This window comes from Phaeobacter sp. (assembly GCF_022825805.1).
GTDB lineage: Bacteria > Pseudomonadota > Alphaproteobacteria > Rhodobacterales > Rhodobacteraceae > Phaeobacter.
On record NZ_JAJDWC010000138.1, the window covers coordinates 1 to 21466 of the forward strand.

General features: G+C 57.0%; 18 protein-coding genes, 2 tRNA genes and 1 pseudogene. 10 read left to right on the forward strand and 11 right to left on the reverse strand.

What is annotated here, in order from left to right; all coding sequences use genetic code 11:
* Both Q0C28_RS15855 and dapF read right to left on the reverse strand, forming a co-directional pair.
* Window positions 1-268: pseudogene (locus Q0C28_RS15855) on the reverse strand (hypothetical protein); the annotation flags it as partial.
* On the reverse strand, window positions 265-1110 hold the full coding sequence (gene dapF / locus Q0C28_RS15860; protein WP_293577242.1) for a diaminopimelate epimerase: 846 nt from the start codon (window positions 1108-1110) through the stop codon (window positions 265-267). The pseudogene Q0C28_RS15855 and the gene dapF, both read right to left, overlap by 4 nt.
* A 188-nt stretch (window positions 1111-1298) precedes the next feature.
* On the opposite strand from dapF, the gene Q0C28_RS15865 reads away from it, so the two are divergent.
* Window positions 1299-1374, forward strand: a tRNA-Lys gene (locus tag Q0C28_RS15865).
* Between the two features lie 407 nt (window positions 1375-1781).
* Here Q0C28_RS15865 and putA read toward each other — a convergent pair.
* Window positions 1782-5255 (reverse strand): bifunctional proline dehydrogenase/L-glutamate gamma-semialdehyde dehydrogenase PutA, encoded by a 3474-nt coding sequence (gene putA, locus Q0C28_RS15870; protein WP_293577243.1) that lies wholly within the window; start codon window positions 5253-5255, stop codon window positions 1782-1784.
* Between the two features lie 136 nt (window positions 5256-5391).
* Here putA and Q0C28_RS15875 point away from each other — a divergent pair, with 136 nt between their 5' ends.
* The gene (locus Q0C28_RS15875; protein ID WP_293577244.1) at window positions 5392-5862 is read left to right on the forward strand and encodes an Lrp/AsnC ligand binding domain-containing protein; all 471 of its coding nucleotides are present in this window, start codon (window positions 5392-5394) and stop codon (window positions 5860-5862) included.
* Between the two features lie 90 nt (window positions 5863-5952).
* On the opposite strand, the gene Q0C28_RS15880 is transcribed toward Q0C28_RS15875, so the two are convergent.
* A tRNA-Arg gene (locus Q0C28_RS15880) sits at window positions 5953-6029 on the reverse strand.
* Window positions 6030-6093: 64 nt separating this feature from the next.
* On the opposite strand from Q0C28_RS15880, the gene Q0C28_RS15885 reads away from it, so the two are divergent.
* On the forward strand, window positions 6094-7200 hold the full coding sequence (locus Q0C28_RS15885) for a LacI family DNA-binding transcriptional regulator (protein WP_293577265.1): 1107 nt from the start codon (window positions 6094-6096) through the stop codon (window positions 7198-7200).
* A complete protein-coding gene (locus Q0C28_RS15890; protein ID WP_293577245.1) occupies window positions 7200-8414 on the forward strand; it encodes a crosslink repair DNA glycosylase YcaQ family protein in 1215 nt (404 codons plus the stop codon). Before Q0C28_RS15885 ends, Q0C28_RS15890 begins: the two co-directional genes overlap by 1 nt.
* A gap of 45 nt (window positions 8415-8459) precedes the next feature.
* Here Q0C28_RS15890 and Q0C28_RS15895 read toward each other — a convergent pair whose 3' ends face one another.
* From Q0C28_RS15895 to Q0C28_RS15920, 6 genes are all read right to left on the reverse strand, one after another.
* Window positions 8460-9965, reverse strand: a complete 1506-nt coding sequence (locus Q0C28_RS15895) for a TRAP transporter large permease (protein WP_293577246.1) — start codon at window positions 9963-9965, stop codon at window positions 8460-8462.
* Window positions 9962-10546, reverse strand: a complete 585-nt coding sequence (locus Q0C28_RS15900; protein WP_293577247.1) for a TRAP transporter small permease subunit — start codon at window positions 10544-10546, stop codon at window positions 9962-9964. Before Q0C28_RS15900 ends, Q0C28_RS15895 begins: the two co-directional genes overlap by 4 nt.
* Before the next feature lie 71 nt (window positions 10547-10617).
* A complete protein-coding gene (locus tag Q0C28_RS15905; RefSeq protein WP_293577248.1) occupies window positions 10618-11661 on the reverse strand; it encodes a TRAP transporter substrate-binding protein in 1044 nt (347 codons plus the stop codon).
* 363 nt (window positions 11662-12024) lie between these two features.
* Window positions 12025-12723, reverse strand: a complete 699-nt coding sequence (locus tag Q0C28_RS15910) for a fumarylacetoacetate hydrolase family protein (protein WP_293577249.1) — start codon at window positions 12721-12723, stop codon at window positions 12025-12027.
* 138 nt (window positions 12724-12861) lie between these two features.
* Window positions 12862-13095 carry a hypothetical protein gene (locus Q0C28_RS15915; RefSeq protein ID WP_293577251.1) on the reverse strand — a complete coding sequence of 78 codons (234 nt, stop codon included), beginning with the start codon at window positions 13093-13095 and terminating at the stop codon, window positions 12862-12864.
* Window positions 13096-13166: 71 nt separating this feature from the next.
* Window positions 13167-14132, reverse strand: a complete 966-nt coding sequence (locus Q0C28_RS15920; RefSeq protein WP_293577253.1) for a LysR family transcriptional regulator — start codon at window positions 14130-14132, stop codon at window positions 13167-13169.
* Window positions 14133-14245: 113 nt separating this feature from the next.
* Here Q0C28_RS15920 and Q0C28_RS15925 point away from each other — a divergent pair, with 113 nt between their 5' ends.
* From Q0C28_RS15925 to Q0C28_RS15950, 6 genes are all read left to right on the forward strand, one after another.
* Window positions 14246-15139, forward strand: a complete 894-nt coding sequence (locus Q0C28_RS15925) for a dimethylarginine dimethylaminohydrolase family protein (protein ID WP_293577254.1) — start codon at window positions 14246-14248, stop codon at window positions 15137-15139.
* A gap of 159 nt (window positions 15140-15298) precedes the next feature.
* Window positions 15299-16249: a glycine betaine ABC transporter substrate-binding protein gene (locus Q0C28_RS15930; protein ID WP_293577255.1), complete on the forward strand. Its 951-nt coding sequence runs from the start codon at window positions 15299-15301 to the stop codon at window positions 16247-16249.
* A gap of 78 nt (window positions 16250-16327) precedes the next feature.
* Window positions 16328-17377 carry a glycine betaine/L-proline ABC transporter ATP-binding protein gene (locus tag Q0C28_RS15935; RefSeq protein WP_293577257.1) on the forward strand — a complete coding sequence of 350 codons (1050 nt, stop codon included), beginning with the start codon at window positions 16328-16330 and terminating at the stop codon, window positions 17375-17377.
* Window positions 17374-18939 (forward strand): proline/glycine betaine ABC transporter permease, encoded by a 1566-nt coding sequence (locus Q0C28_RS15940; protein WP_293577259.1) that lies wholly within the window; start codon window positions 17374-17376, stop codon window positions 18937-18939. Before Q0C28_RS15935 ends, Q0C28_RS15940 begins: the two co-directional genes overlap by 4 nt.
* Before the next feature lie 72 nt (window positions 18940-19011).
* On the forward strand, window positions 19012-20001 hold the full coding sequence (locus Q0C28_RS15945; RefSeq protein ID WP_293577261.1) for an arginase family protein: 990 nt from the start codon (window positions 19012-19014) through the stop codon (window positions 19999-20001).
* Window positions 19998-20978 carry an agmatinase gene (locus Q0C28_RS15950; protein ID WP_293577262.1) on the forward strand — a complete coding sequence of 327 codons (981 nt, stop codon included), beginning with the start codon at window positions 19998-20000 and terminating at the stop codon, window positions 20976-20978. The genes Q0C28_RS15945 and Q0C28_RS15950 overlap by 4 nt, the downstream gene beginning before the upstream one ends.
* Window positions 20979-21267: 289 nt before the next feature.
* Here Q0C28_RS15950 and Q0C28_RS15955 read toward each other — a convergent pair.
* Window positions 21268-21466: hypothetical protein (locus Q0C28_RS15955; protein ID WP_293577263.1), on the reverse strand; the 199-nt coding region annotated here is incomplete at its 5' end.

The window sequence follows — 21466 nt, forward strand, 5'->3', positions numbered from 1 at the left end:
CGAATACACGTCTTCGAACTTCATAAGTCGAACTTCCTGTAACACTTCTGTCCGCTTCATAACGCCTCCTTTCGGAGACATGATAAAACCGGACAGATCGCATGTTACCTACACCGGACATATCGCTTGTTAGCGACACGGTCACTGCGCAGGTGTTGACCACAACCGCATTCTTGAGCCCGGCCTGTTGGCTCAGCTCTTTCATCGCTTCGGTTTCATAGGCGTTCAGCCGGCACCCAAGCGTGGTGAAACGCGGCGCATCGGTCACGAGGACAGGCTTTCGAGAAATTCGGCGGTAAAGCTGCCATCTGCCACATGCATTGTGGGACCGGTCATCCAGACCCCATCATCCTGCCAGTCAATCCAGAGCGTTCCGCCGTCCAGATCGATCTGCACCTTGCGGCCGGTGAGGCCCCGGCGCGCGGCGGAAACGGCCGTGGCACAGGAGGACGAGCCTGAGGCCAGCGTGATGCCCACACCGCGTTCCCATACGCGCATGCGCAGATGATCGGGGCCAACGACATGGGCGACCTGCACATTGGTGCGCTCCGGATAGAGTGGGTGATGTTCATAGCGGGCGCCGAACTCTTCCAGCGGGATCAGTTCCGCGTCTTCGACAAAGAAGGTGCAATGCGGATTGCCCATGCCGGTGGCTGTTGGTGCGCCTTCGATGGGCAGGGTCAACGTGTCCATCGGTTCGGCCAGGGGGATGTCCTGCCAATCCAGTTGTGGGTGACCCATGTTGACAGAGGTCAGCCCGTCACCGCCGTCTTTGGCCAGCAGCAGGCCGCGATCTGTGGTCAGCCGTAGGTCCGTTTTGCCGCTTTGCTGCATCAGATGGCGGGCAATGCAGCGGGTGGCATTGCCGCAGGCGCCGGAGGTCGATCCATCAGCGTTGTAAAACGTCAGATGCGCGTCTTCGGACCCGTTTTCGATGACGGCCAGCTGGTCAAAGCCGATGCCCATCTGACGATGCGCGATACCCTGTGCCAAGGCGGCCGTGATGGTGTGATCCTGATGGCGTGCATCCACCACGACAAAATCATTGCCGAGGCCATGCATCTTCATAAATGGCAAATTATGTTGGGTTCTGGACGTCATCCCGGGCATATAAACTGCCGCCAAGAATGAATCCAGCCGTGCCGCAAGAAAGTTGGAAAAAAGGGGTTGACCGTCTCAGCACATATCCCTAAATACGCCGCCTATCGGGACGCTGCACACGACATCGCAGCGTACTGAAAAAGCGAAATAACTGGTTGTACCCTCTGGGAAAAGCAGATAGATCGCAGCGAAGAAGTGGGCCGTTAGCTCAGTTGGTAGAGCAACTGACTTTTAATCAGTGGGTCGCAGGTTCGAATCCTGCACGGCTCACCACTTCCTCCTAAAACTGGTTTATGCGCCGCACACGACAGTGTTGCATCTTCATCGTGTGTGACCAAGTAGCACTCACTTTTAATGTCGTATCGCTGATGACGTGCTGCTGCGTGTGATCCTCGCCAGCTTTATTTATCTTTTCTGACACAGTGCTTTGCGTCCTGTATGCACGCACGGCAATTCACAGCGCAGGCCTATGCGCTCGCGCTGAATTGGGATCTCACTATCAAATCTGAGGATGACTGCCATCGTGGCAAACGAAGATGCAATGGCCGTGATCTCACCGGCCATTGCACTGGTCTCTATCCGCTTTGTGGCGCCATATACTGGCCTGTGACTACTGGCCTGTGACGCAGAGAGGTGATCCCAGAGGGGGTCCCTGGGATCAACCGTGGGTATCGGTTGTGTCAGCTCACCTCCGCCAGGAGGCTGGCGTTGCCGCCGGCGGCTGTTGTGTCGACGCAGATGTGACGCTCCAGCAGGCAGCGATCACCAAAATCTTCTTCGGTGATCAGCGGCACAAGAGCGCCATCGCGTTCGGCAAGCGCCTGGCGCAGTGCGCGCAGGTCAGCCTCGGCACCCCAGTGAACCACGCCGTCAATGCCGCTGATCGACGTCAGCACTGACGCCTCTATCACACCGTCTGCGGTGCCGGGACCTTGTGCGCCGGGGGCGACGATGACAGCGGTGCATCCATGGGCCTGCGCGATTGCGGCCTGCTGTTGGGCCGCTGCGAGTGTCGGGCCCAGGCATAGGAATTTGCCGCGCCCATAGGAGGACAGCACATTGGACTCGCCGGTTGGCCCGGGCAGCACCGTAGTGTTGAGCGCAATCCGCGACGGCGTGTCCGTTTCGTCGATTGCGGCCTGGATCCTGACCAATGCAGCAGGCGCGCCTGTTTCTGCGGCGATATGGCTGGACGCCCCTTGCGTGAAACGCCGGACGTAGGACGGGCCGCCCGCTTTGGGGCCGGTGCCTGACAGTCCTTCACCGCCAAAGGGCTGCGAGCCGACAATCGCGCCGATCTGGTTGCGGTTGATGTACATGTTGCCCACGTTGATCCGGGAGGTGACCTGTTCAATCCGGTCATCAATGCGTGAGTGCATCCCGAAGGTCAGGCCAAAGCCTGTCGCGTTGATTTCATCAACGACCTGATCCAGCTCGGAGGCTTTGAAGGTGGCCACATGCATGACCGGGCCAAACACCTCTTTTTCCATGTCCGCAATGCCGGATACGCTCAGCACGGTTGGCGGGACAAAGGTGCCCGTTGCGGGCGCGGACAGCTGTTTGAGAACACGGCCTTCGCGGCGGGCGGTTTCGATGTAGTCCAGGATTTCCTGTTGCGCGCCGCTGTCGATCACGGGTCCCACATCCGTGCGCAGGTCCCACGGGTTGCCCACGACCAGCTCGTTCATGGCGCCATAGAGCATGTTCAATAGGACATCTGCGACATCTTCCTGAACATACAGAATACGCAGGGCAGAGCACCGCTGCCCCGCCGATTGGAAGGCGGAGGCGACGATGTCTTTGATCGCTTGCTCCGGAAGAGCGGTTGAATCGACGATCATTGCGTTCAAACCGCCTGTTTCTGCGATCAAGGGCGCGCCTGGATTGATGTCCTGGCTCATGGCGCGGTTGATTGTCTGCGCTGTGAGGGTCGAACCGGTGAAGCACACGCCGTTTATCCGCGGATCCGATGTCACCTGTGCGCCAACGACAGAGCCGCGGCCAGGAGTCAGCTGCAAGGCTGTTCGCGGGACGCCGGCCTCATGCATGAGCCGGACACCGATGGAGGCGATGATGGTGGTCGGTTGTGCCGGTTTCGCGATAACCCCGTTGCCTGCCGCAAGCGCGGCTGCGATCTGGCCCGTGAAAATCGCCAGAGGGAAGTTCCAAGGCGAGATACAGGCAACAATGCCGCGCGCGGGGTTTGTCAGCTCGGTTCCGCGTGCCGCGTAGTAGCGCAGGAAATCAACGGCTTCCCGCAGTTCTGCAATCGCGTCCATTGGTGTTTTGCCGGCTTCGCGGGTCAGGGCGGCGAAGATCTCACCAAAGTTGTCTTCGTAGAGATCCGCAGCTTTTCGCAGTACCTCAGCGCGGGTGGCCGCCGTGTCGGTCCAGGGTGACGCGGCAGTCAGCGCGGTTTCCATGTCGGCTGCGGAGGCTTGTTTGGCAGTTCCGAGCTGATCGGAATGGTCCGACGGATTGACCACATCCAGCACACGATCCCCAATCACGTCACCGGCGATCATCGGGCCAACATGCCATGGCGTGGCGTGAAAAGGGGTGCGGGCCTGTTCGATCTCTGCCAGATCGGTGAGGTTGTGGAGATCCCAACCACGCGAGTTCGGACGCTCGCTGCCATAAAGATCCGCAGGCAACACCACAGCGGAACTGCGGGCTTGGGTTGCGATGACTTCAAAGGGGTCGGCCGCAATTGTTTGTGGGGCCACCGTTTCATCAACGATCTGGTTCACAAACGAAGAGTTCGCCCCGTTTTCCAGCAGACGGCGGACGAGGTAGGCCAACAGATCGCGATGCGCCCCAACCGGCGCATAGATGCGGCAGCGCGTGCCTTCGCCATCAAGCACCAGATCATGCAGCGAGTCACCCATCCCGTGCAGGCGCTGGAATTCAAAGCTGCGCTTGTCCTCGGCCATTTCCAGAATTGCAGCCACGGTATGTGCGTTATGGGTAGCGAATTGAGGATAGATGCGATCGCTCATCCCGAGCAATTTTTTCGCACAGCAGATATATGAGACGTCTGTGGCGGCCTTGCGGGTGAACAGGGGAAAGCCCTCCAGGCCTTCGACCTGCGCCCGTTTGATTTCGGTGTCCCAATAGGCGCCTTTGACGAGGCGGACCATGATCTTGCGATCCAATTCGCAGGCCAGCGCGTTGAGCCAATCCAGAACAAATGAAGCGCGTTTTCCATAGGCCTGAACAACAACGCCAAACCCATCCCAGCCTGCCAGGGATGGATCGCGCAGAACCGCTTCGATCACGTCCAGCGACAGATCAAGCCGGTCGGCTTCTTCGGCATCGATATTCAGCCCCATGCCTGCATTTTTGGCCTGTTGCGCCAGTTGCAGCGTCAGAGGAACCAGTTCCGCCATGACACGGTCGGCTTGACCCACCTCATATCGTGGATGCAGCGCTGACAGTTTGATCGAGATACCCGGGTTTTCGCGGATATCCTTGGAACGGCATTCTTTTGCCAGCGCAGAGATTGCATCCTGATAAGCGACAAAGAAGTTCTTTGCATCCTCGGCGGTCAGCGCGGCTTCGCCCAGCATGTCGTAGGAGTAGGTGTAGCCCTGTGCTTCCTTTTTCTTCCCACGTTCGACGGCTTCTTCGATGGTTTGGCCAAGGACGAATTGTGCGCCCATTTCCTTCATCGCGCGGCCAACGGCGACGCGGATGACAGGTTCGCCCAGTCGCTTTACCGCGCCTTTCAGCGTGGCGACAACGCCGTTGCCGTCCTGCAGGACCTTGCCTGTCAACATCAGCGCCCATGTCGATGCGTTCACCAAGGAGGAGGAGGAGTTGCCCAAATGCTGACCCCAAGCCGATGGCGCAATCTTGTCCTCGATCAGCGCGTCAATCGTGTCCGCATCCGGCACCCGCAAGAGCGCTTCTGCCAGACACATCAGGGCGACGCCTTCGCTGGTGGACAGCCCGTATTCCGCCAAAAACACCTCCATCAGGCCAGGTTTGTCATCCGTCCGGATGGATTTGATCAGCGACACCGCCCGGTTTTGTGCCGCCGCACGAACGGGCGCAGAGATCGCGGCCTGCGTCACCAATGTGTCCAGCACCTCGGCTTCGTCGCGCAGATGGTTGCTGTGAATGTCTTCCCGAATGTTTGCCAGACCTGTCATGGCCGTCCTCCAATAACGTCTGCATCTTGCAGTTTGGAAAATAGTCTACCAAAAGTGAGGTAGGCATGTTGCCTTAAGAGTTGTGAGGATTGGGCGATCTGACTTCTTATTTGATTGATTTGGAGGGAATAGGTAAGTGAAACCACCAAAAGATAGTCGATTAGACCGTTTCGATCAGGAGATTATGCGGATTCTCAGCCGGGAAGGTCGACTGCCGATTACGGAGCTGTCTGCCCGCGTCGGATTGTCGAAGACGCCCTGCCAGGTCCGGCTGAAACGTTTGATGGCAGAGGGATTTATTCTAGGGTTCGAGGCGGTTTTGAATCCGGTCAAACTCAACCTCGAGCAAGTTGCGTTTGTTGAGGTCAAACTGTCGGATACGACCGAAGCCGCGCTGTCGGCCTTCAATGTCGCCGTCAGCAAGGTGCCGGAGGTTGAGCAATGTCACATGATTGCCGGTGCTTTTGACTATCTGATCAAGATACGGACCTCGAACATGCGCACATTTCGTGAAGTCTTGGGGCGCACCATATCCACATTACCGCATGTCAGCAGCACATCGACCCATGTTTCCATGCAATCTGTCAAAGACAGCGAAACCTTTTAGGCGTTTGGTTTGGGGGAGACCTGCAAGTGCGCGCGGTTCTGGTAAAGAAACCAGACTAGTGCTGATCAGTCGCTGCCCGGCCGACACCCTTGGCGACCCCGGCAGGATTCGAACCTGCAACCTGCCCCTTAGGAGGGGGCTGCTCTATCCAGTTGAGCCACGGGGCCCCATCTGGGCCAAGTGTTTACGCGATAACAAAACTCCTGTGGCAAAACAATCCTGAGGAATTGGATTCAGCGGCGTGTACGCACCATTGTACAGGATATGGTCTCTGGGCTACTCTCAATACAACAACAATGTGAGGCCATCGACGTGACCACCGACAACAAGCGCCCGCTCACGCTGCGTGATGTATCAGAAGCCACCGGCGTTTCGGAAATGACCGTAAGCCGAGTTTTGCGCAACCGGGGCGATGTGTCGGAAAAAACCCGCCAAAAGGTGCTGAGCGCTGCGAAGGATTTGGGGTATGTCCCCAACAAAATCGCAGGGGCGCTGGCTTCCAACCGCGTCAACTTGGTGGCTGTGATCATCCCATCGCTGTCCAATATGGTGTTTCCGGAGGTGCTGACAGGGATCAATTCGGTCCTGGAGAACACCGATCTGCAGCCGGTTGTTGGTGTCACGGACTATCAGCCTGAGAAAGAAGAGAAAGTTCTCTATGAGATGCTGTCGTGGCGTCCGTCTGGTGTGATTATTGCGGGCCTTGAACATACCGAAGCTGCGCGCGCCATGCTGAATGCCTCCGGTATTCCGGTGGTTGAGATCATGGACACCGATGGCAAGCCTGTCGATGCGATGGTGGGCATTTCGCATCGGCGCGCCGGGCGGGAAATGGCCAAGGCCATTCTCAAAGCCGGATATCGCAATATTGGCTTCATGGGCACTAAAATGCCGCTCGATCACCGCGCCCGCAAACGCTTTGAAGGCTTCACCGAGGCGCTTGCCAAAGAGGGCGTGGAGATCATGGATCGCGCTTTCTATTCCGGCGGTTCTGCGCTGGCCAAGGGGCGCGAGATGACCGAGGACATGCTGAAACGCTCGCCGGAGTTGGATTTCCTCTATTATTCCAACGATATGATTGGGGCAGGTGGGATGCTCTATCTGATGGATCAGAATATTGATATCCCTGGTCAGATCGGGCTGGCGGGCTTCAATGGTGTGGAATTGCTGGCTGGCTTGCCCAGGCAGTTGGCCACAATGGATGCGTGTCGGACAGAAATTGGCCGCCAAGCGGCTGAAATCATCGCGGCGCAGTTGGACAATCCCGAGGAAGAGGTGACCAAACATGTCACCCTCACACCGACGATCACCTATGGCGATACGCTGAAGCGACGCTGATGGCTGTTGCGCGGCTGGACAATCGCGCCGCGCGAAAGCTGTTTTTGCAGCGCCATGCCTTGTTGGAGCCGCCAAGCGGCGCGGCCAATGGGGATGCGCTGGCAGAGCTGATCACGCGTCTTGGGTTTGTCCAATTGGACAGCATCAATACCGTTGCGCGCGCTCATGACATGATCCTGTATTCACGCAGGCCCCGCTATCGGCCGTCGGCGTTGAAATCCCTGTATGAGCGCGACCAACGTCTGTTTGAGCATTGGACTCATGATGCGGCGGTGGTTCCGATGGCGTTTTACCCCCATTGGCATCTGCGGTTTCAAAGGGATGCTGCGGTGCTGCGTCAGCGATATCGCAATTGGCACCGGGATGGATATGAAGCGAAGTTTCAGCACGTCTTGGACCATATTCGCGACCACGGTCCCGTAAGCTCCTCCGATGTTGGGCGGGATGAAAAGAAGGGCACCGGTGGATGGTGGGATTGGCATCCCTCCAAAACAGCGCTGGAGTATCTTTGGCGTTCTGGTGCGCTTGCGGTTGTCGGGCGGCGCGGGTTTCAGAAGCAATATGACCTGACTGAGCGGGTGATCGATCAGCAGCTGCTGCCAGGCGAGCAGTCGCCCGATCCACAAGAGAGCATTGATTGGTTGTGCGACAACGCGCTCGACCGGCTCGGGTTTGCAACGTCAGGCGAGCTGGCGGCATTCTGGGCCACCGCCACACCGGCTGAATGCGCTGCTTGGTGTAAACGTGCGCAGGCAGATGGGCGCATTGAAGCCGTGGATATCGAGCTGGCAGATGGCCGCTGCCGACGGGTGTTTGCACGTCCCGAGGCGCTGGACACCGTCGCTGATTTGCCAGATCCGCCGGGGCGTATGCGCGTGTTGAGCCCGTTTGATCCTGCGTTGCGCGATCGCAAGCGGGCAGAAGGCCTGTTCGGGTTTCACTACCGGATTGAGGTGTTCACCCCGGCACCAAAACGGCGCTACGGCTACTACGTCTTTCCATTGATGGAAAAAGCACGGTTGATCGGCCGCATCGATATGAAGGCGCAGCGTCAGACTGGTGTGTTGCAGGTGACAGCGGTTTGGCCAGAACCTGCGGTGCGTTGGTCATCCGCTCGGCAAAGCAGACTTGAGGCGGAATTGGACCGGGTCGCCCGGTTTGCAGGGCTTGATCGCGTTGCTTTTGCGCAGGGCTGGTTGCGAGAGCCGCAATAGCAGGCCCTCCCGCATTTGCGGAAGGGCCTTGGTTTAGATGGTTCCCTATCTCATCAACATCAGCGGCAGCAGTGTGATCACGGGGAACGCCACCAGAATCACCACCCGGATCAGATCCGAAGCCACGAAGAACAAGACGGCTTTGTAGGTGTCGATCATGCGGGTGGTGCGGTCCATTGCATTGATCACAAACAGGTTCATGCCGACGGGCGGCGTGATCAGGCCCACCTCGACGACGATCAGAACCAAGATGCCGAACCAGATCGCCACATATTCAGTCTCCAACCGGTTGGCCATGCCGCGCGTTACCCGGATGCCCAGCTCTTTCATTTGTTCGCGGGTCAGCTCTGTGCCTGATGCAATGGCCTCTTGTATCGAGGCGAGCATTTCGGCCCCCATGCCCTGAGGCACACCCGCCTTCAGGACTTCCATCGCGGCCTCGGCCTGCATGGCTGGCAGGTTTACGAGGCCGAAGTCCATCACAGAAATGACGGGATAGAAGATCGGAATGGTCAGCAGGATCATCGACAGGCTGTCCATCAAGCACCCAAACACCAGGTAGAACACGAGGATCAGCGTGAGCACCAGCCAGGGGCTGAGTCCCTGCGAGACGACAAAATCTGCAAGCTCTTGCGGTACTTTGGTGAGTGCCAGGAAGCCATTGTAGAACCCAGCGCCGAGCACGATAAAAAAGATCATGGCGGTCGAGCGGGCGGTCACCATGAAGCTGTCAGTCAGTGAGGTTCGTGTCAGACCACCGTTTAGCCAAGCGATTAATCCAGTGCCCAATGCGCCAACCGCAGCACCTTCTGTTGGGGTGAACCACCCGAGATAGATGCCGCCCACCACAAGCCCGAACACCAGTAGAACTGGCCAAACCTGGATTAGTGCGGCGAAGCGTTCGGCCCATGGGATGGGAGGGCGCGTGCCTGCGCTGCCAGGAAAGACGCGCACATAGATCGAGATCGCAATGACATATCCCATCGCAGCAAGCAGCCCCGGGATGAAGGCCGCGAGAAAGAGCTTGGCGATATTCTGTTCGGTCAGAATGGCATAGATCACCAGCACTACCGAGGGCGGGATCAAAATCCCCAGCGTTCCGCCAGCAGCCAATGTTGCCGAGGAAAAGCCACCAGCATAGCCATAGTTGCGCAATTCGGGCAGGGCGACACGGCCCATGGTGGCTGCGGTTGCGAGCGACGAGCCGCAGATGGCGCCAAACCCCGCACAGGCCCCGATGGCCGCCATTGCGACACCGCCCTTTTTGTGACCCAGGAACCCCTCTGCGGCTTTGAACAAAGCGGTGGACATGCCGCCGAGAGTTGCAAAATGGCCCATCAACAGGAACATCGGCACAATCGTGAGCGAATAAGAGGAGAACGTGGTGTAGGTCTCGCTTTTCAACCTGCCAAAGGCGACTTGCGTTCCGTCCGTGACAATAATCAGACCGACGAGACCCACCAGAAACATGGCGAGGCCGATCGGCACCCGAAGAAAAATCAAAGTCATCAAGACGGGAAAGGAGGCGATCCCGATTTCCAGAGCGGTCACTGTTCACCCTCCACGCCATCCCAAATCAGGATGCGGCCGGTTGCAAATTCTATCGAACGGATGGCCGCCATATATGTGCCAACAATGGCGGCCACGCTGGCGGCGACAAGGCTGGCGGCATAGGCCCACCACACTGGAAATTCGAGCAGGAAAGACGTTTCGCCGTTTTGAAACTTGCTCAGTGTTCCGGCGCCAAGACGCAGCGCAATCAGGATCAGCACCGCTGCAAATACCAACTCGGTGATCATGCGGAGCCCGCGTTTGACGATCTGGGGGAAACTGTTTGCGACGATATCCACCGACGCATGACCGGCAGTGATCTGACAAAGTGGCAAAAAGGCAAAGATGGCGAAAGCCACACCGGCCTCAACAAGTTCGAAATCGCCATTGATCGGTCCGATCCCGATGTCGAGAAGCCAGTTTGATAGGCCGGGGGCAATGCTCTGCATGACCGCACCGTGAAGCCCGCCATTCAATAATCGCCCCACGATGGACAGGCAGGTCAGCAGGATCAGGAGCGACAGCACCGTCCCGCCGAGGACAGCCATGCTTCTGGCCAACCTCATCATTAGCATATGCATATAGTCCAGTCCTTTTTGGGTGAGGCGGATCCACGCTGATCAAAGCGCAGATCCGCCGTCCCTGCAGCCCTTTAGTTATATTGGGCTGAGTATTTTTCGATCAGGCCGGTTGCCTGCTCCAGTAGGGCTTCGCCATCGATACCCTTGGAGGACATATCATCAAGCCATTGCTGATAGATTGGCTGTGCTGCCTCGCGCCAAACTGCGGTTTGATCGGCGTCCAAGGTGATGACATTGTTGCCTTCGTCCAGCGCGATCTCGCGCGATGGATCATCGGCATCCGCCATGGTGCCACCGGCAAAGACGGAGAATTCCAGCCCGGAATTTTCATCAACGGCTTTCTTCAGGTCGTCTGGCAGGCTTTCGTATTTCTCTTTGTTCATCGCCAGCACGAACGTGAGCGTGTAAAGCGCGCGCCCGGTGAATTCGGTGTGGTTGTCCACCAACTCCGGCACCTTCAAAGCGGCGGTAACTTCCCAAGGGATGGTGGTGCCATCGATCACACCTTTGGAGAGCGCTTCGGGGATTGCCGGAACCGGCATGCCAACCGGGGTTGCGCCCAGTTCGGTCAACAGCGCATTCACCGAACGGCCCCCGCCACGGATCTTCATGCCGCGCAGATCTGCGGGTGTTTCAACGGGTCCGGAGGTGTGAATGATGCCGGGGCCATGCACCCAAGTGCCAAGGATTTTGACGTCCTTGAATTCCGTGTCCTTCATGTGTTCGTCAAACATTTCCCAATAGGCATGGGATGCGGCACGCGCATTTGTCATCATGAAGGGAAGTTCGAAGACCTCGGTCGAGGGGAAGCGACCCGGGGTGTATCCCACCACGGTCCAGACGATATCTGCGACACCATCGATTGCTTGATCCATCAACTCCGGTGGTTTGCCGCCAAGCTGCATCGACGGGTAGCGATCAATTTTGATACGGCCGTCGGAGGAGGCCTCGACCTTGTCGGCCCAGACATCAAGGATCAGCTTTGGAACATTTGCCTGTGCCGGCAGAAACTGGTGCAGCTTCAGAGTCACCTCTTGGGCCACCGCAGATGTGGCGCTCATGGCGACGAGGGCCATTGCCCCGGCGGCGCCTAACAGTTTTCTACGTGTGGTCATCTTTTCCTCCCTTTGACCTTATGTCTTGTGTGGTTTGCCCTGTATGTTTCGCACAGTCCGTTTCGTGCGGTGCGTATTGTCCTGTGTGCGCCACAGCGCCCCTAGTCTGAACTTTCTTTTGGCACCGCAACATACTGCGAATGCTAACACTTAAATACTGCACCCTAGGCACAAGGCCGATCACTGACAGTCTGTTCGTCTCATGCCCCTGTTTCCAGCTATTAGGTGCATTTGTAACCATCAACTGATGATTATGCATTTCAGCGGCATCATTTGTCAGTGGCCATCAATTCACGGCGAATTTCGAAACAAAAATACGTTACAAAAATATAGACGCAAGAAAAATATCGATACGCTTTGATCTCATGCTGAGTTGGTGATTGTCAGAGCAATGTCAGACAGACCGTTGATGCCACCTGTCAGCGTGTCTCCGGCGATCACGGGGCCAACCCCAGCCGGCGTGCCGGTTAGGAGAACATCGCCTGCTTGTAAGCGATAATACCCTGACAGATGTCGGATCAGATCTGTGATCGACCAAACCAAATCACCCAATCGGGCGGTCTGACGCTGATCGCCATTTACATTTAGCCAGATGTGAGTGTCGTCCGTTGGCGTCCATTCCGCTGCCGAGGTGATTGGTGCAAACACAGCGCCGCCTTCGAGATCTTTGCCCAGACTCCAGGGGCGTTGTTTCTGGCGCTCGCGCAATTGCAGATCCCGCCGGGTCATGTCCAATGCGGTGCAATAGCCAAAGATTGCCGATTGGATGGCTGCATCTGTCAGATCGTCGAGCGGCGCCCCCAGAGCCACGGCCAGTTCGATTTCGTGGTGAAAATTCTCGGTTCCGCGCGGGTAGGGCAGTTCAGCTCCGCTCAATACGGCATGGCTCGCGGATTTCGTGAAGTAAAACGGGCGCTCTCGGTCTACGTCGACCCCCATTTCTGCGGCATGGGCGGCGTAGTTGCGACCAACACAAAAGATGCGGCCCACCGGAAACCCGGATCCCATGCCTACGACGGGAATGATTGGGTTGGGCGGGAGATCAAACAGAGGTGGGATCATCGGGCGGGCCTCCTGGCGCGGTGCAAACCAGTTCACAGCAGTGCTGCGGTCATCTGCTTTTGCTGCAGACTGCGATGTCACCGCCGATCTGGCAAGGCTCAGGGCACTGTATTCGAAATGATCCGCATATCAGCCCCGCTAATGGAGGCTCAGCAGCACCTCAATGTCACGAGATTTCAGGCGGCTCATCAGTTTGCGTTCGTCCTGGTTCAGCGTTTTACCCTGCTCTATCTGCTCCCGGATCAGTCGGGCGACCAGGCTTGTGGGTTGATAGTAGAGATCGGGATGTTGCGCACTCAGCTCTGACACCAATCTTTTCAACAGCGCTTTTTGCCGTTCTGCATCGGTTTCCGATTTCTTATCCTGAAGCATGTCGCCACTCCTTTTCTGCCCAGCACAGGTAGGGTGCCGCGTGGTTGTGTAAATGTTGCAGCGCGTCGCTGTCAGAGTTCTGAGGGGTCGTTTTCTGCGGATGTTTGTGATTCTGCTGGCCCGTCATGAAGGCCCGTCGCAGAGGTTCGAAGCAGATCCATGAAGGTTTTGGTGACCAGATTGGGTTCCTCACCACGCCGATAGACCAGTTTGATTTCCGAGTTCAGATCAAACATGCCATCCCCGACAGAGCGCATTCGCGAGTCTTTGACCCAGATGTCAGCAAAACTCTCTGGCAGGTAGCCGATATAGCTGCCCGTAAGGACCAGCATGGCGATGCCTTCGATCTGATGGGCGGTGGCGTTTGACCGCAAACCACGCGACACCGGTGCAACGATGTCTTCGTTCAGATAGGCGCGTTTGCAGAAATTGGCCTCTGGCAGCAGAGCGGTGATGTCGGCCTCGCTTTGTGCATCAAACAACGCGTTGCCCCAACCGCAGTAAAGGCCAATGCGTTCGATGCCGATGGTTTCGTAGATCAGTCCGGGCTTATGTTTGTGAAACACCCCAACGCCAAGCGTCGCCTGACCATCCTGAACGGCCATTTCGATGTCATCGGGTGCGATGGAATGCAGTTCGATGGCCACGTCTGGCGCAATACGGGTGAACTCTGCCAGTGCTTTTGTCACCGGTGCTTCGCTGTTGAAGACCCAGTTATCGATGGCGGCGACGCTCAGTCGGCCGACCAGCTTGCCGCGGGTGCCGTCGACGGTTTCCCCAAACTTGTCCAGTGCTGCGAACAGTTTGAACGATGCGGCATAGACGATTTCCCCCTTGTCCGTCAGGCGAAAGCCTTTGCGGCCGCGTTGGCACAACCGCATACCAAGCCGTGTTTCCAGATCGGAGATTTGGCGGGAAATGGTCGATGCGGAGACGTTCAAGACGATTTGCGCAGCAGAGAAGCCTCTCGCCTCTACGACCACGCAGAAAACATAGAGCAAATGGAGGTCGGTTTTGGAAAACGCAGGTGGCAACATAGCGCGACTATACCTGTATGTATATGCAAGTTAAGTCCCTTAATTTGTAATTTAATAAAACAAATATCTGTCCAAAGCTGCCCTCACGCCGGAACCAGTGGGAGGTTGGCAATATGGATGCGAGCAATGCGACGTCGACGCGTTGGGGAATTAACAATGATTATGCACGGCTGACCGATGTTCTGTTGGGCCGGCCGGAGTATTTTCAATGGGTCGATGCCGGGCCCTTGATCGGTCGCACGTTGGCCAACGCTCATAAGACCGGCGTTCAGTTCGATCTGCAACTGGCGATGAAACAGCACTCCGAAATGGTGTCGATCTATGAAGAGGCAGGTGTGACCTGTCACTACCTGGACAGTGATGAGGTTCTGCACCGCAATTTCTTTGCGCGGGACAGTTCTGCGATGACGCCTTGGGGCGCACTCATCTGTCATATGCAATTGAAATGCCGCCGTGCGGATTATGCGACGGCGATTAAATTCTATCAGGACAACGATATCCCAATCTGGAAATTCGCGACCGCAGGACATTTCGAGGGCGGTGATTTCAACATCATTGAGCCGGGCAGGGTGCTGCTTGGCTATTGCGGTGAACGTTCGGAGCAGGCGGGAACAGAGCAGGTTGCGGAGTTTCTGCAGGCAGAGGGCTGGGAGGCGGTGGTGGCTCCGATCAGCCGCGAATTCGTCCATATGGATGGCTTGATTGTGCCGCTGGCTGAAAAGCTCGTTGTTGCCTGTATCGATGCGATGGAGCCCTGGCTCGTGGATGTCGTCAAGGGATGGGGGATCGAGATTGTCGATGTCTCATACCGCGAAGCAAAGAACCTGGGCGTCAATCTGGTTGCCCTGGGCAACGGCAAGGTCCTCTCCATGGCGGGTGCAAAGGATTTGAACGCCAAGATGCAGGCGCTCGGGTTCGAGGTCTACGACCCTGATATGTCGATGTTCACCCTTGGCGGTGGCGGTGTCCATTGCCTGAGCCAGGCCCTCCACCGCGAGGATGCGTAGGCCGTTTTGAGCCCCGTCCAATGTTCAGCCCCCGGGCGTTCCGGTGCTGTGCATGGTGATCGGGCAAATCCTTTCCATTGATACACCTGCGGCTGTGTTTTGATCACGGGCCGACCGCGGAACACAAAAAACACGTGATCAAACCAAAGGGAGACGAGAATGAAACTCATGCAGACTTTTTCCGCGGCGCTGTTTGCCAGCGCGATTGGCGGTGCGGCAGTGGCCCAGGATTTGGTCATCGGCGTGCCCAACTGGGCCTCGGTCCGCGGCACTGCCTATATTCTGAAGGTAGCGTTGGAGGAAAATCTGGGATTGGAGGTCGAAATGCAAAACGGCACCAATCCGGTGATTTTCGAAGCCATGGATTCTGGTGCCATGCACGTACATCCGGAGGTCTGGTTGCCCAATCAGCAGAACCTTCATGATACCTTTGTGACCGGCAAGGGGACGGTGATGTTTAATCCCAATGCGGTTCTGTCCGACCAACAGATGTGCGTCACCAAGGACACCCAAGAGCGCACAGGTATTTCCGCCCTGTCGGACCTGACGGACCCCGAAATGGCGGCGCAGTTCGACAGCGATGGTGACGGTCGCGGCGAAATCTGGATCGGTGCGGCAGGCTGGGCATCAACCAATATCGAGAAGATTCGGGCTAAATCGTATGGTTACGCAGAGACCATGACATTGGTTGAAATGGATGAAACGTTGGCTCTGGCTCAGGTTGGCAATGCCACTGCGCAGGGACGCAACATCGTCTTCTTTTGCTACACGCCGCATCACATGTTCTCGCTCTATGATCTTGTGCCGCTGAGTGAGCCCGCCCATGACGCGGCCAGCTGGTCGGTAAAGCAGCCCACAGATGATCCCAACTGGCTGGCGAACTCCACCGCGTCCACGGCCTGGGACGCAGCAAAATTGCATGTGTTTTATGCCACCGAATTGGCGGAGACCCAGCCAGAGGCGGCTGCCATGCTGAGCCGGGTTCAGCTCACAACCGAGCAGGTGAATGCCGTTGTCTACGCGTTGTCGGTTGAGGGCAAGGATCCCACCGATTTCGCTCAGGAATGGGTCGCGGAAAACGCTGATCTCGTCGACTCCTGGTTCCAGTAATCCGCATCGCGACAAGACAGGTCAGGTGGGCGGCGCTGTTGCCTGCCTGATGAACCGGGGTATCCGGAGACGGAATTCATGACAGATACAGTAATCGCGCTTGATGGCGTTTGGAAAATATTCGGGTCCAATGCTGACGCAGCTATGGCCGCAGTGCGCAGTCGCGGATTGGGAAAGGCAGAGGTGCTGGAGGAGTTCAAATGCGTGGTCGGAATCGCAGATGTCTCCTTTGAAGTGAAGCGGGGTGAGATCTTTTGCGTCATGGGGCTGTCCGGCTCCGGCAAATCCACCATGGTCCGGCATCTCAATCGGTTGATTGAACCAACCGCAGGCGCCATTTCGGTGATGGGGCGAGATATGCTGGATCTGTCCCAAGCGCAGTTACGCGAGATGCGGGCGATGAACATCGGCATGGTGTTCCAGCACATGGCTTTGCTGCCGCACCGCACCGTTCGCGACAATGTCGGCTTTCCGCTGCAGGTCCGAGGTGAGCCGAAATCGACCCGCTGGGAGGTATCGCAGCGCTGTTTGGACCGGGTGAACCTGACGGGGTTCGAAGACCGCTTCCCGCGAGAATTGTCTGGCGGGATGCAGCAGCGGGTCGGGTTGGCGCGAGCTTTGGCGTCCGATCCGGATGTGTTGCTGATGGATGAACCGTTTTCGGCCCTTGATCCGTTGATCCGTCGGCAGTTGCAGGATCAATTCATGCAGCTGTCCGCAGAGCTGAACAAAACGACAGCCTTCATCACCCATGACTTGGACGAAGCGATCCGCATCGGCAACCGCATCGCGATCATGAAAGACGGGCGGATCGTACAGATCGGCACGCCAGAAGAGATCGTCACCCGGCCAGCCGACAGCTATGTGCGCGATTTTGTCGAAGGCATTTCAAAGCTGAAGTTGGTCTTTGCCCATTCGATCATGGTGCCTTTGGCGGACTATCGGCCAACCCGACCTGTGAATTTTGAAGAAAGCCCAAGGGCGCATCATGGGACAGATCTGGATCAACTGATCGATATCGCGACATCGACGGAAAATGTGATCGTCATCACTGGTGACGATGGTGCAGATATCGGCGTTGTTGACCGGGCCACCCTGCTGAAGGGCATACAGGGAGGCAAGGCATGAAAGATACCACAACACAGCCTCAGCAGGGGCAGAGCGATATTGCGGTTTTCGCAGGTGACAGCCCCTTCTACTACCAACGCGAATTTCAGCGCATTCAGGGCAAAACCGGATTTGCCGGATCCTGGAACACTTTGGCGGCCATTTTTGGACCGTTATGGGGGGCTGCGCGCGGGGTTTGGGGCTTCTTCTGGGTGTTCCTGATGCTTGAGTTGTTTGCGTTTGTGCAGATCGGCAGAGGGCTATGGGGCGAGTTGGGTGCCGAACAGCTGACCCGCTACGAACGCCTGCTGGACAATATCGCAAAGCGTGAGGCGCAAGCGGCTGAACTGGCGGCGGCAGGAGATGCTGCGGGCGCGGCGGCAAAGCAGAAAATTGCAGATAATCTGCAGGCTGCTGCTGACAAAGCGTTTGAGGCGGCGACTGCGGCGAACAGCACCGCGCTTACGATCCTTGGTGCCGGTCTTTTGCTTTTGCTCGTGATCAAACTGGCCGAAGGGTTCTACGCCAATATTGCCTATGAGGCTCAATATTTGCGCTGGCGATCCGGACAGAAGGTGCAGTCCGGCCGCAGCAACCGGAGTCTACTGTTCGGAGCTGTTGCGTTATTGGGGATTTGGCCTCTAACCCTGATCCGGTTCACTGTCGCCAAACCTGATGAGGTGCTGTCAGCGCTGACCGGCGGTCTGTTTGGCACGCGGTTGCCCATAACCGAGTTTCCGGTCGGCAAAGAGTATTTTGCCGTTTTGTCGAAAAAGGGCGATGCGGGGTTTGACTGGCTGGCGGCGAATTTCGGGGATGTCTTTGATGGTGTTACTGCCGTCATACGCTGGGGTCTTGACGGTCTCGAAGTTGTGTTGATCCAAACGCCCTGGCCCGTTGTGATGTTCGTGACAGTTGTTTTGGCCCTGCGGCTGGCTGGGTCACGGGTTGCGATTTTCACAGCGGCGGCTTTGGCATATCTCGCCTTCATGGGGCTGTGGGAGCTGGCCATGATCACTGTGGCTTTGATCGGCGCTGGTGCCTTTCTATGTGTGGTGATCGGTGTCCCCTTGGGGATTTGGTTCGGGAAATCAAAACGGGCCTATGCAATCGCAGAACCGGTGCTGGATTTCATGCAAACCATGCCTGCCTTTGTCTATCTGATCCCAATCATCGCCTTTTTCGGGACCGGTAAGCCGCCAGGTGTGTTGGCCACGCTGGTGTTTGCAATGCCGCCGGTCATTCGCCTGACCGCGCTGGGCATGCGTGGTGTTCCAGAGGCCACAAAAGAGGCGGCAATCGCGTTTGGATGTTCGCGGCGGCAATTGCTGTTCAATGTTGAGCTGCCTTTGGCGCTGCCCTCCATCATGACGGGCATCAATCAGACCATCCTCATGTCCCTGTCGATGGTGGTCATTGCCTCGCTGATCGGTGCCGAAGGATTGGGCGCGCTGATCTTGGAAGCGCTGCAATATGCGGCGAAGGGGCAAGGGCTCTTGGGCGGAATTGCAATCCTGCTTTGTGCAATGGTGATCGACCGTATCGCCCAGGGTGCCTATCGCAGGCGTGCTGGCGACGGTTGACCATCTCCCAACTGCCCCGGCGATCAGGTGGTGCGTCGGGGCATTTTTTCTCAACTCAACGAAAGACATGAAATGGCTGATGCGCATTTGACCTCCATGATGGAGAATCTCTATTGGTGGGGTGTTCCGACACTGTTTCGCTGCCCAAACGAAGGCCCCGATGGGCAGGATATCGCGCTTGTGGGCGTGCCGCATTCGACTGGCAATGGTACCACAGAGCGGGATCAGCACTTGGGGCCACGGGCGCTGAGGAATGTGTCTGCGGTGGGCCGCCGGATGCATGGGGATTTTCAACTGAACCCATGGGAGGCCGCGCGGATCGCGGATGTGGGTGATGTGCCGTTTCCGCGTGCCAATGACAACGAAGACTGCATTGAGCAGATCACCCGGTTTTACCAGACCATCGATGCCGCTGGGGCCAGACCAGTGTCCATCGGGGGAGACCATTCCATTACCGGTGGCATTGTTCAGGCCATCGGCTGCGGCCAGATCACCCAGGGTGCACCGGTGTGTTTTCTCCACTTTGATGCTCATACGGATGTCTTCACCAAGGTTGACCACTTTTTGGGGGCGAAGAAATCGGCAGCCCATTGGGGGGCGTATCTTGCCGATCAAGGCAAAGTGGACCCGCACCATTCCATGCAGATCGGCTTGCGGGGGCATGCGCGGACATTGGACTGGCTGGAGCCGTCTTATGAATACGGCTATAACATCGTCACCATGAAGGAGTTCCGCAAACGCGGTATTGCTGATGTGGTCTCGCAGATCCAAGAGGTGATGGCGGGGCGACCCGTTTACATCACGTTTGATCTGGATTGCCTCGACCCCTCCATTGCGCCAGCTGTGTCTAATCTGGAGCCCGGAGAAAAGGGTTTTGACATCGATGAGGCCGTCGCGCTTTTGCACGCGGTCCGCGGCATGAACATCGTTGGGGGCGATATCGTCTGCATGATGCCAACAAAGGACAGTCCAAACCAAATCACGGCATTGACCGCTTCTGCCATCATGTTTGAGATGATCTCCATGATCGCAGAGAATGTCAAAATGGGAGCGACTGCATGACACAAACGGCTGACGAGTTCTTTCAACCGGTGTCCGCAATGGAGATGCCACGCTTTGCTGGTGTGCCGAGCTTTATGCGGTTGCCATCGCTTCAGCCAGATCATCCGCGTTTTGGTGATGTTCAGATGGGGCTCATCGGTGTGCCGTGGGATGGGGGGACCACCAATCGGGCCGGGGCCCGCCATGGCCCGCGACAGCTGCGGGATTATTCCTCAATGATACGGGCGATGAATCCTGTGACGGGGATCAATCCCTTCGCTTCCGTCAACTGTGCTGATCTGGGCGATGTGCCGCCAAACCCAGTTGATATCGAAGACAACTTGGGACGGATCACCTCCTTTTACGAGGCTTTGGTTGCGCAGAAGATCACGCCAATGACGGCGGGAGGTGATCATCTTGTTTCGCTCCCGATCCTGCGTGCGTTGGCAGCTGCCGGACCGGTCGGGTTGATCCAGTTCGACAGTCATACGGATTTGTTCGACAGCTATTTTGGGGGGTGCAAATTCACCCATGGGACACCGTTTCGACGGGCTGTCGAGGAAGGGTTGGTGGATCCACACCGGTTTGTGCAAATCGGGATACGAGGCACCGCTTACAACACCGAAGACATCGAATGGGGTGAGGATCAGGGCATCCGGATCATTCGCATCGAAGAGCTGTTTGACCGCGGCATCGCGGATGTCATGACAGAAGTGCGCGAGATCGTTGGCGCGCATCCGACATATTGCACCTATGATATTGATTTCGTCGATCCCGCCTACGCGCCGGGCACGGGCACGCCAGAAATTGGCGGGCCAAATAGTTTCCAGGCCCAGCAGGTCATTCGGGAATTGGCAGGTATCAATTTGATCGGCGCCGATCTGGTCGAAGTCGCACCACCGTTTGATGAAACCGGTGGCACCGCTTGGCTTGGTGTGTCGCTGATGTTCGAGCTGATGTGCGTCCTGTCGCAGGCCATCGTCGCGCGGGCAGGCTGAAACAGCTCACTTTGTGAGATTTGCGGGCGCCGTCCATCCCCCTGAGCGGCGTCCCAGGTCGAATCGCGAAGGATGGTATTTGCCTCGATTTCGCCACAATCCTCCGATGTCGTGCCTTAGTTGTCGTTCTTACATTTGATAAAATCAAATTAAATTTGAGCGATTGGCTCCACTTGAGAAACGGTATCTGTGCCAATCTATTTTGATTTAGTATTCAGTAATTAAAAGATAATTTTTTGATCTGCACGTCGCTCTGATCACAAGATGATCACAAAAGGGCGAAGCCGCTTCATACAATTTGACTAAATTGTGGCCCTTGCGGCAGTTTACCCAACGTCACCCGCATGCCGTCGGCAGGCTGTTCGGAAATCAACAGTTCGCTGGTTCCAATCGGCAGCGGTGTTTTTTGTTCTGGGGGAATTATGACAACGCAAACGAATGAACTCATCGGTGAACTTTTCACCGGTACCGATGTCGCTGAAATGATC

Coding starts and splice junctions, on each gene's coding strand:
- dapF (WP_293577242.1), bottom strand. CDS start 1,110: ATGCCCGGGATGACGTCCAGAACCCAACATAATTTGCCATTTATGAAG.
- putA (WP_293577243.1), bottom strand. CDS start 5,255: ATGACAGGTCTGGCAAACATTCGGGAAGACATTCACAGCAACCATCTG.
- Q0C28_RS15890 (WP_293577245.1), top strand. CDS start 7,200: ATGGCTGTTGCGCGGCTGGACAATCGCGCCGCGCGAAAGCTGTTTTTG.
- Q0C28_RS15900 (WP_293577247.1), bottom strand. CDS start 10,546: ATGCATATGCTAATGATGAGGTTGGCCAGAAGCATGGCTGTCCTCGGC.
- Q0C28_RS15905 (WP_293577248.1), bottom strand. CDS start 11,661: ATGACCACACGTAGAAAACTGTTAGGCGCCGCCGGGGCAATGGCCCTC.
- Q0C28_RS15910 (WP_293577249.1), bottom strand. CDS start 12,723: ATGATCCCACCTCTGTTTGATCTCCCGCCCAACCCAATCATTCCCGTC.
- Q0C28_RS15915 (WP_293577251.1), bottom strand. CDS start 13,095: ATGCTTCAGGATAAGAAATCGGAAACCGATGCAGAACGGCAAAAAGCG.
- Q0C28_RS15920 (WP_293577253.1), bottom strand. CDS start 14,132: ATGTTGCCACCTGCGTTTTCCAAAACCGACCTCCATTTGCTCTATGTT.
- Q0C28_RS15925 (WP_293577254.1), top strand. CDS start 14,246: ATGGATGCGAGCAATGCGACGTCGACGCGTTGGGGAATTAACAATGAT.
- Q0C28_RS15930 (WP_293577255.1), top strand. CDS start 15,299: ATGAAACTCATGCAGACTTTTTCCGCGGCGCTGTTTGCCAGCGCGATT.
- Q0C28_RS15935 (WP_293577257.1), top strand. CDS start 16,328: ATGACAGATACAGTAATCGCGCTTGATGGCGTTTGGAAAATATTCGGG.
- Q0C28_RS15940 (WP_293577259.1), top strand. CDS start 17,374: ATGAAAGATACCACAACACAGCCTCAGCAGGGGCAGAGCGATATTGCG.
- Q0C28_RS15945 (WP_293577261.1), top strand. CDS start 19,012: ATGGCTGATGCGCATTTGACCTCCATGATGGAGAATCTCTATTGGTGG.
- Q0C28_RS15950 (WP_293577262.1), top strand. CDS start 19,998: ATGACACAAACGGCTGACGAGTTCTTTCAACCGGTGTCCGCAATGGAG.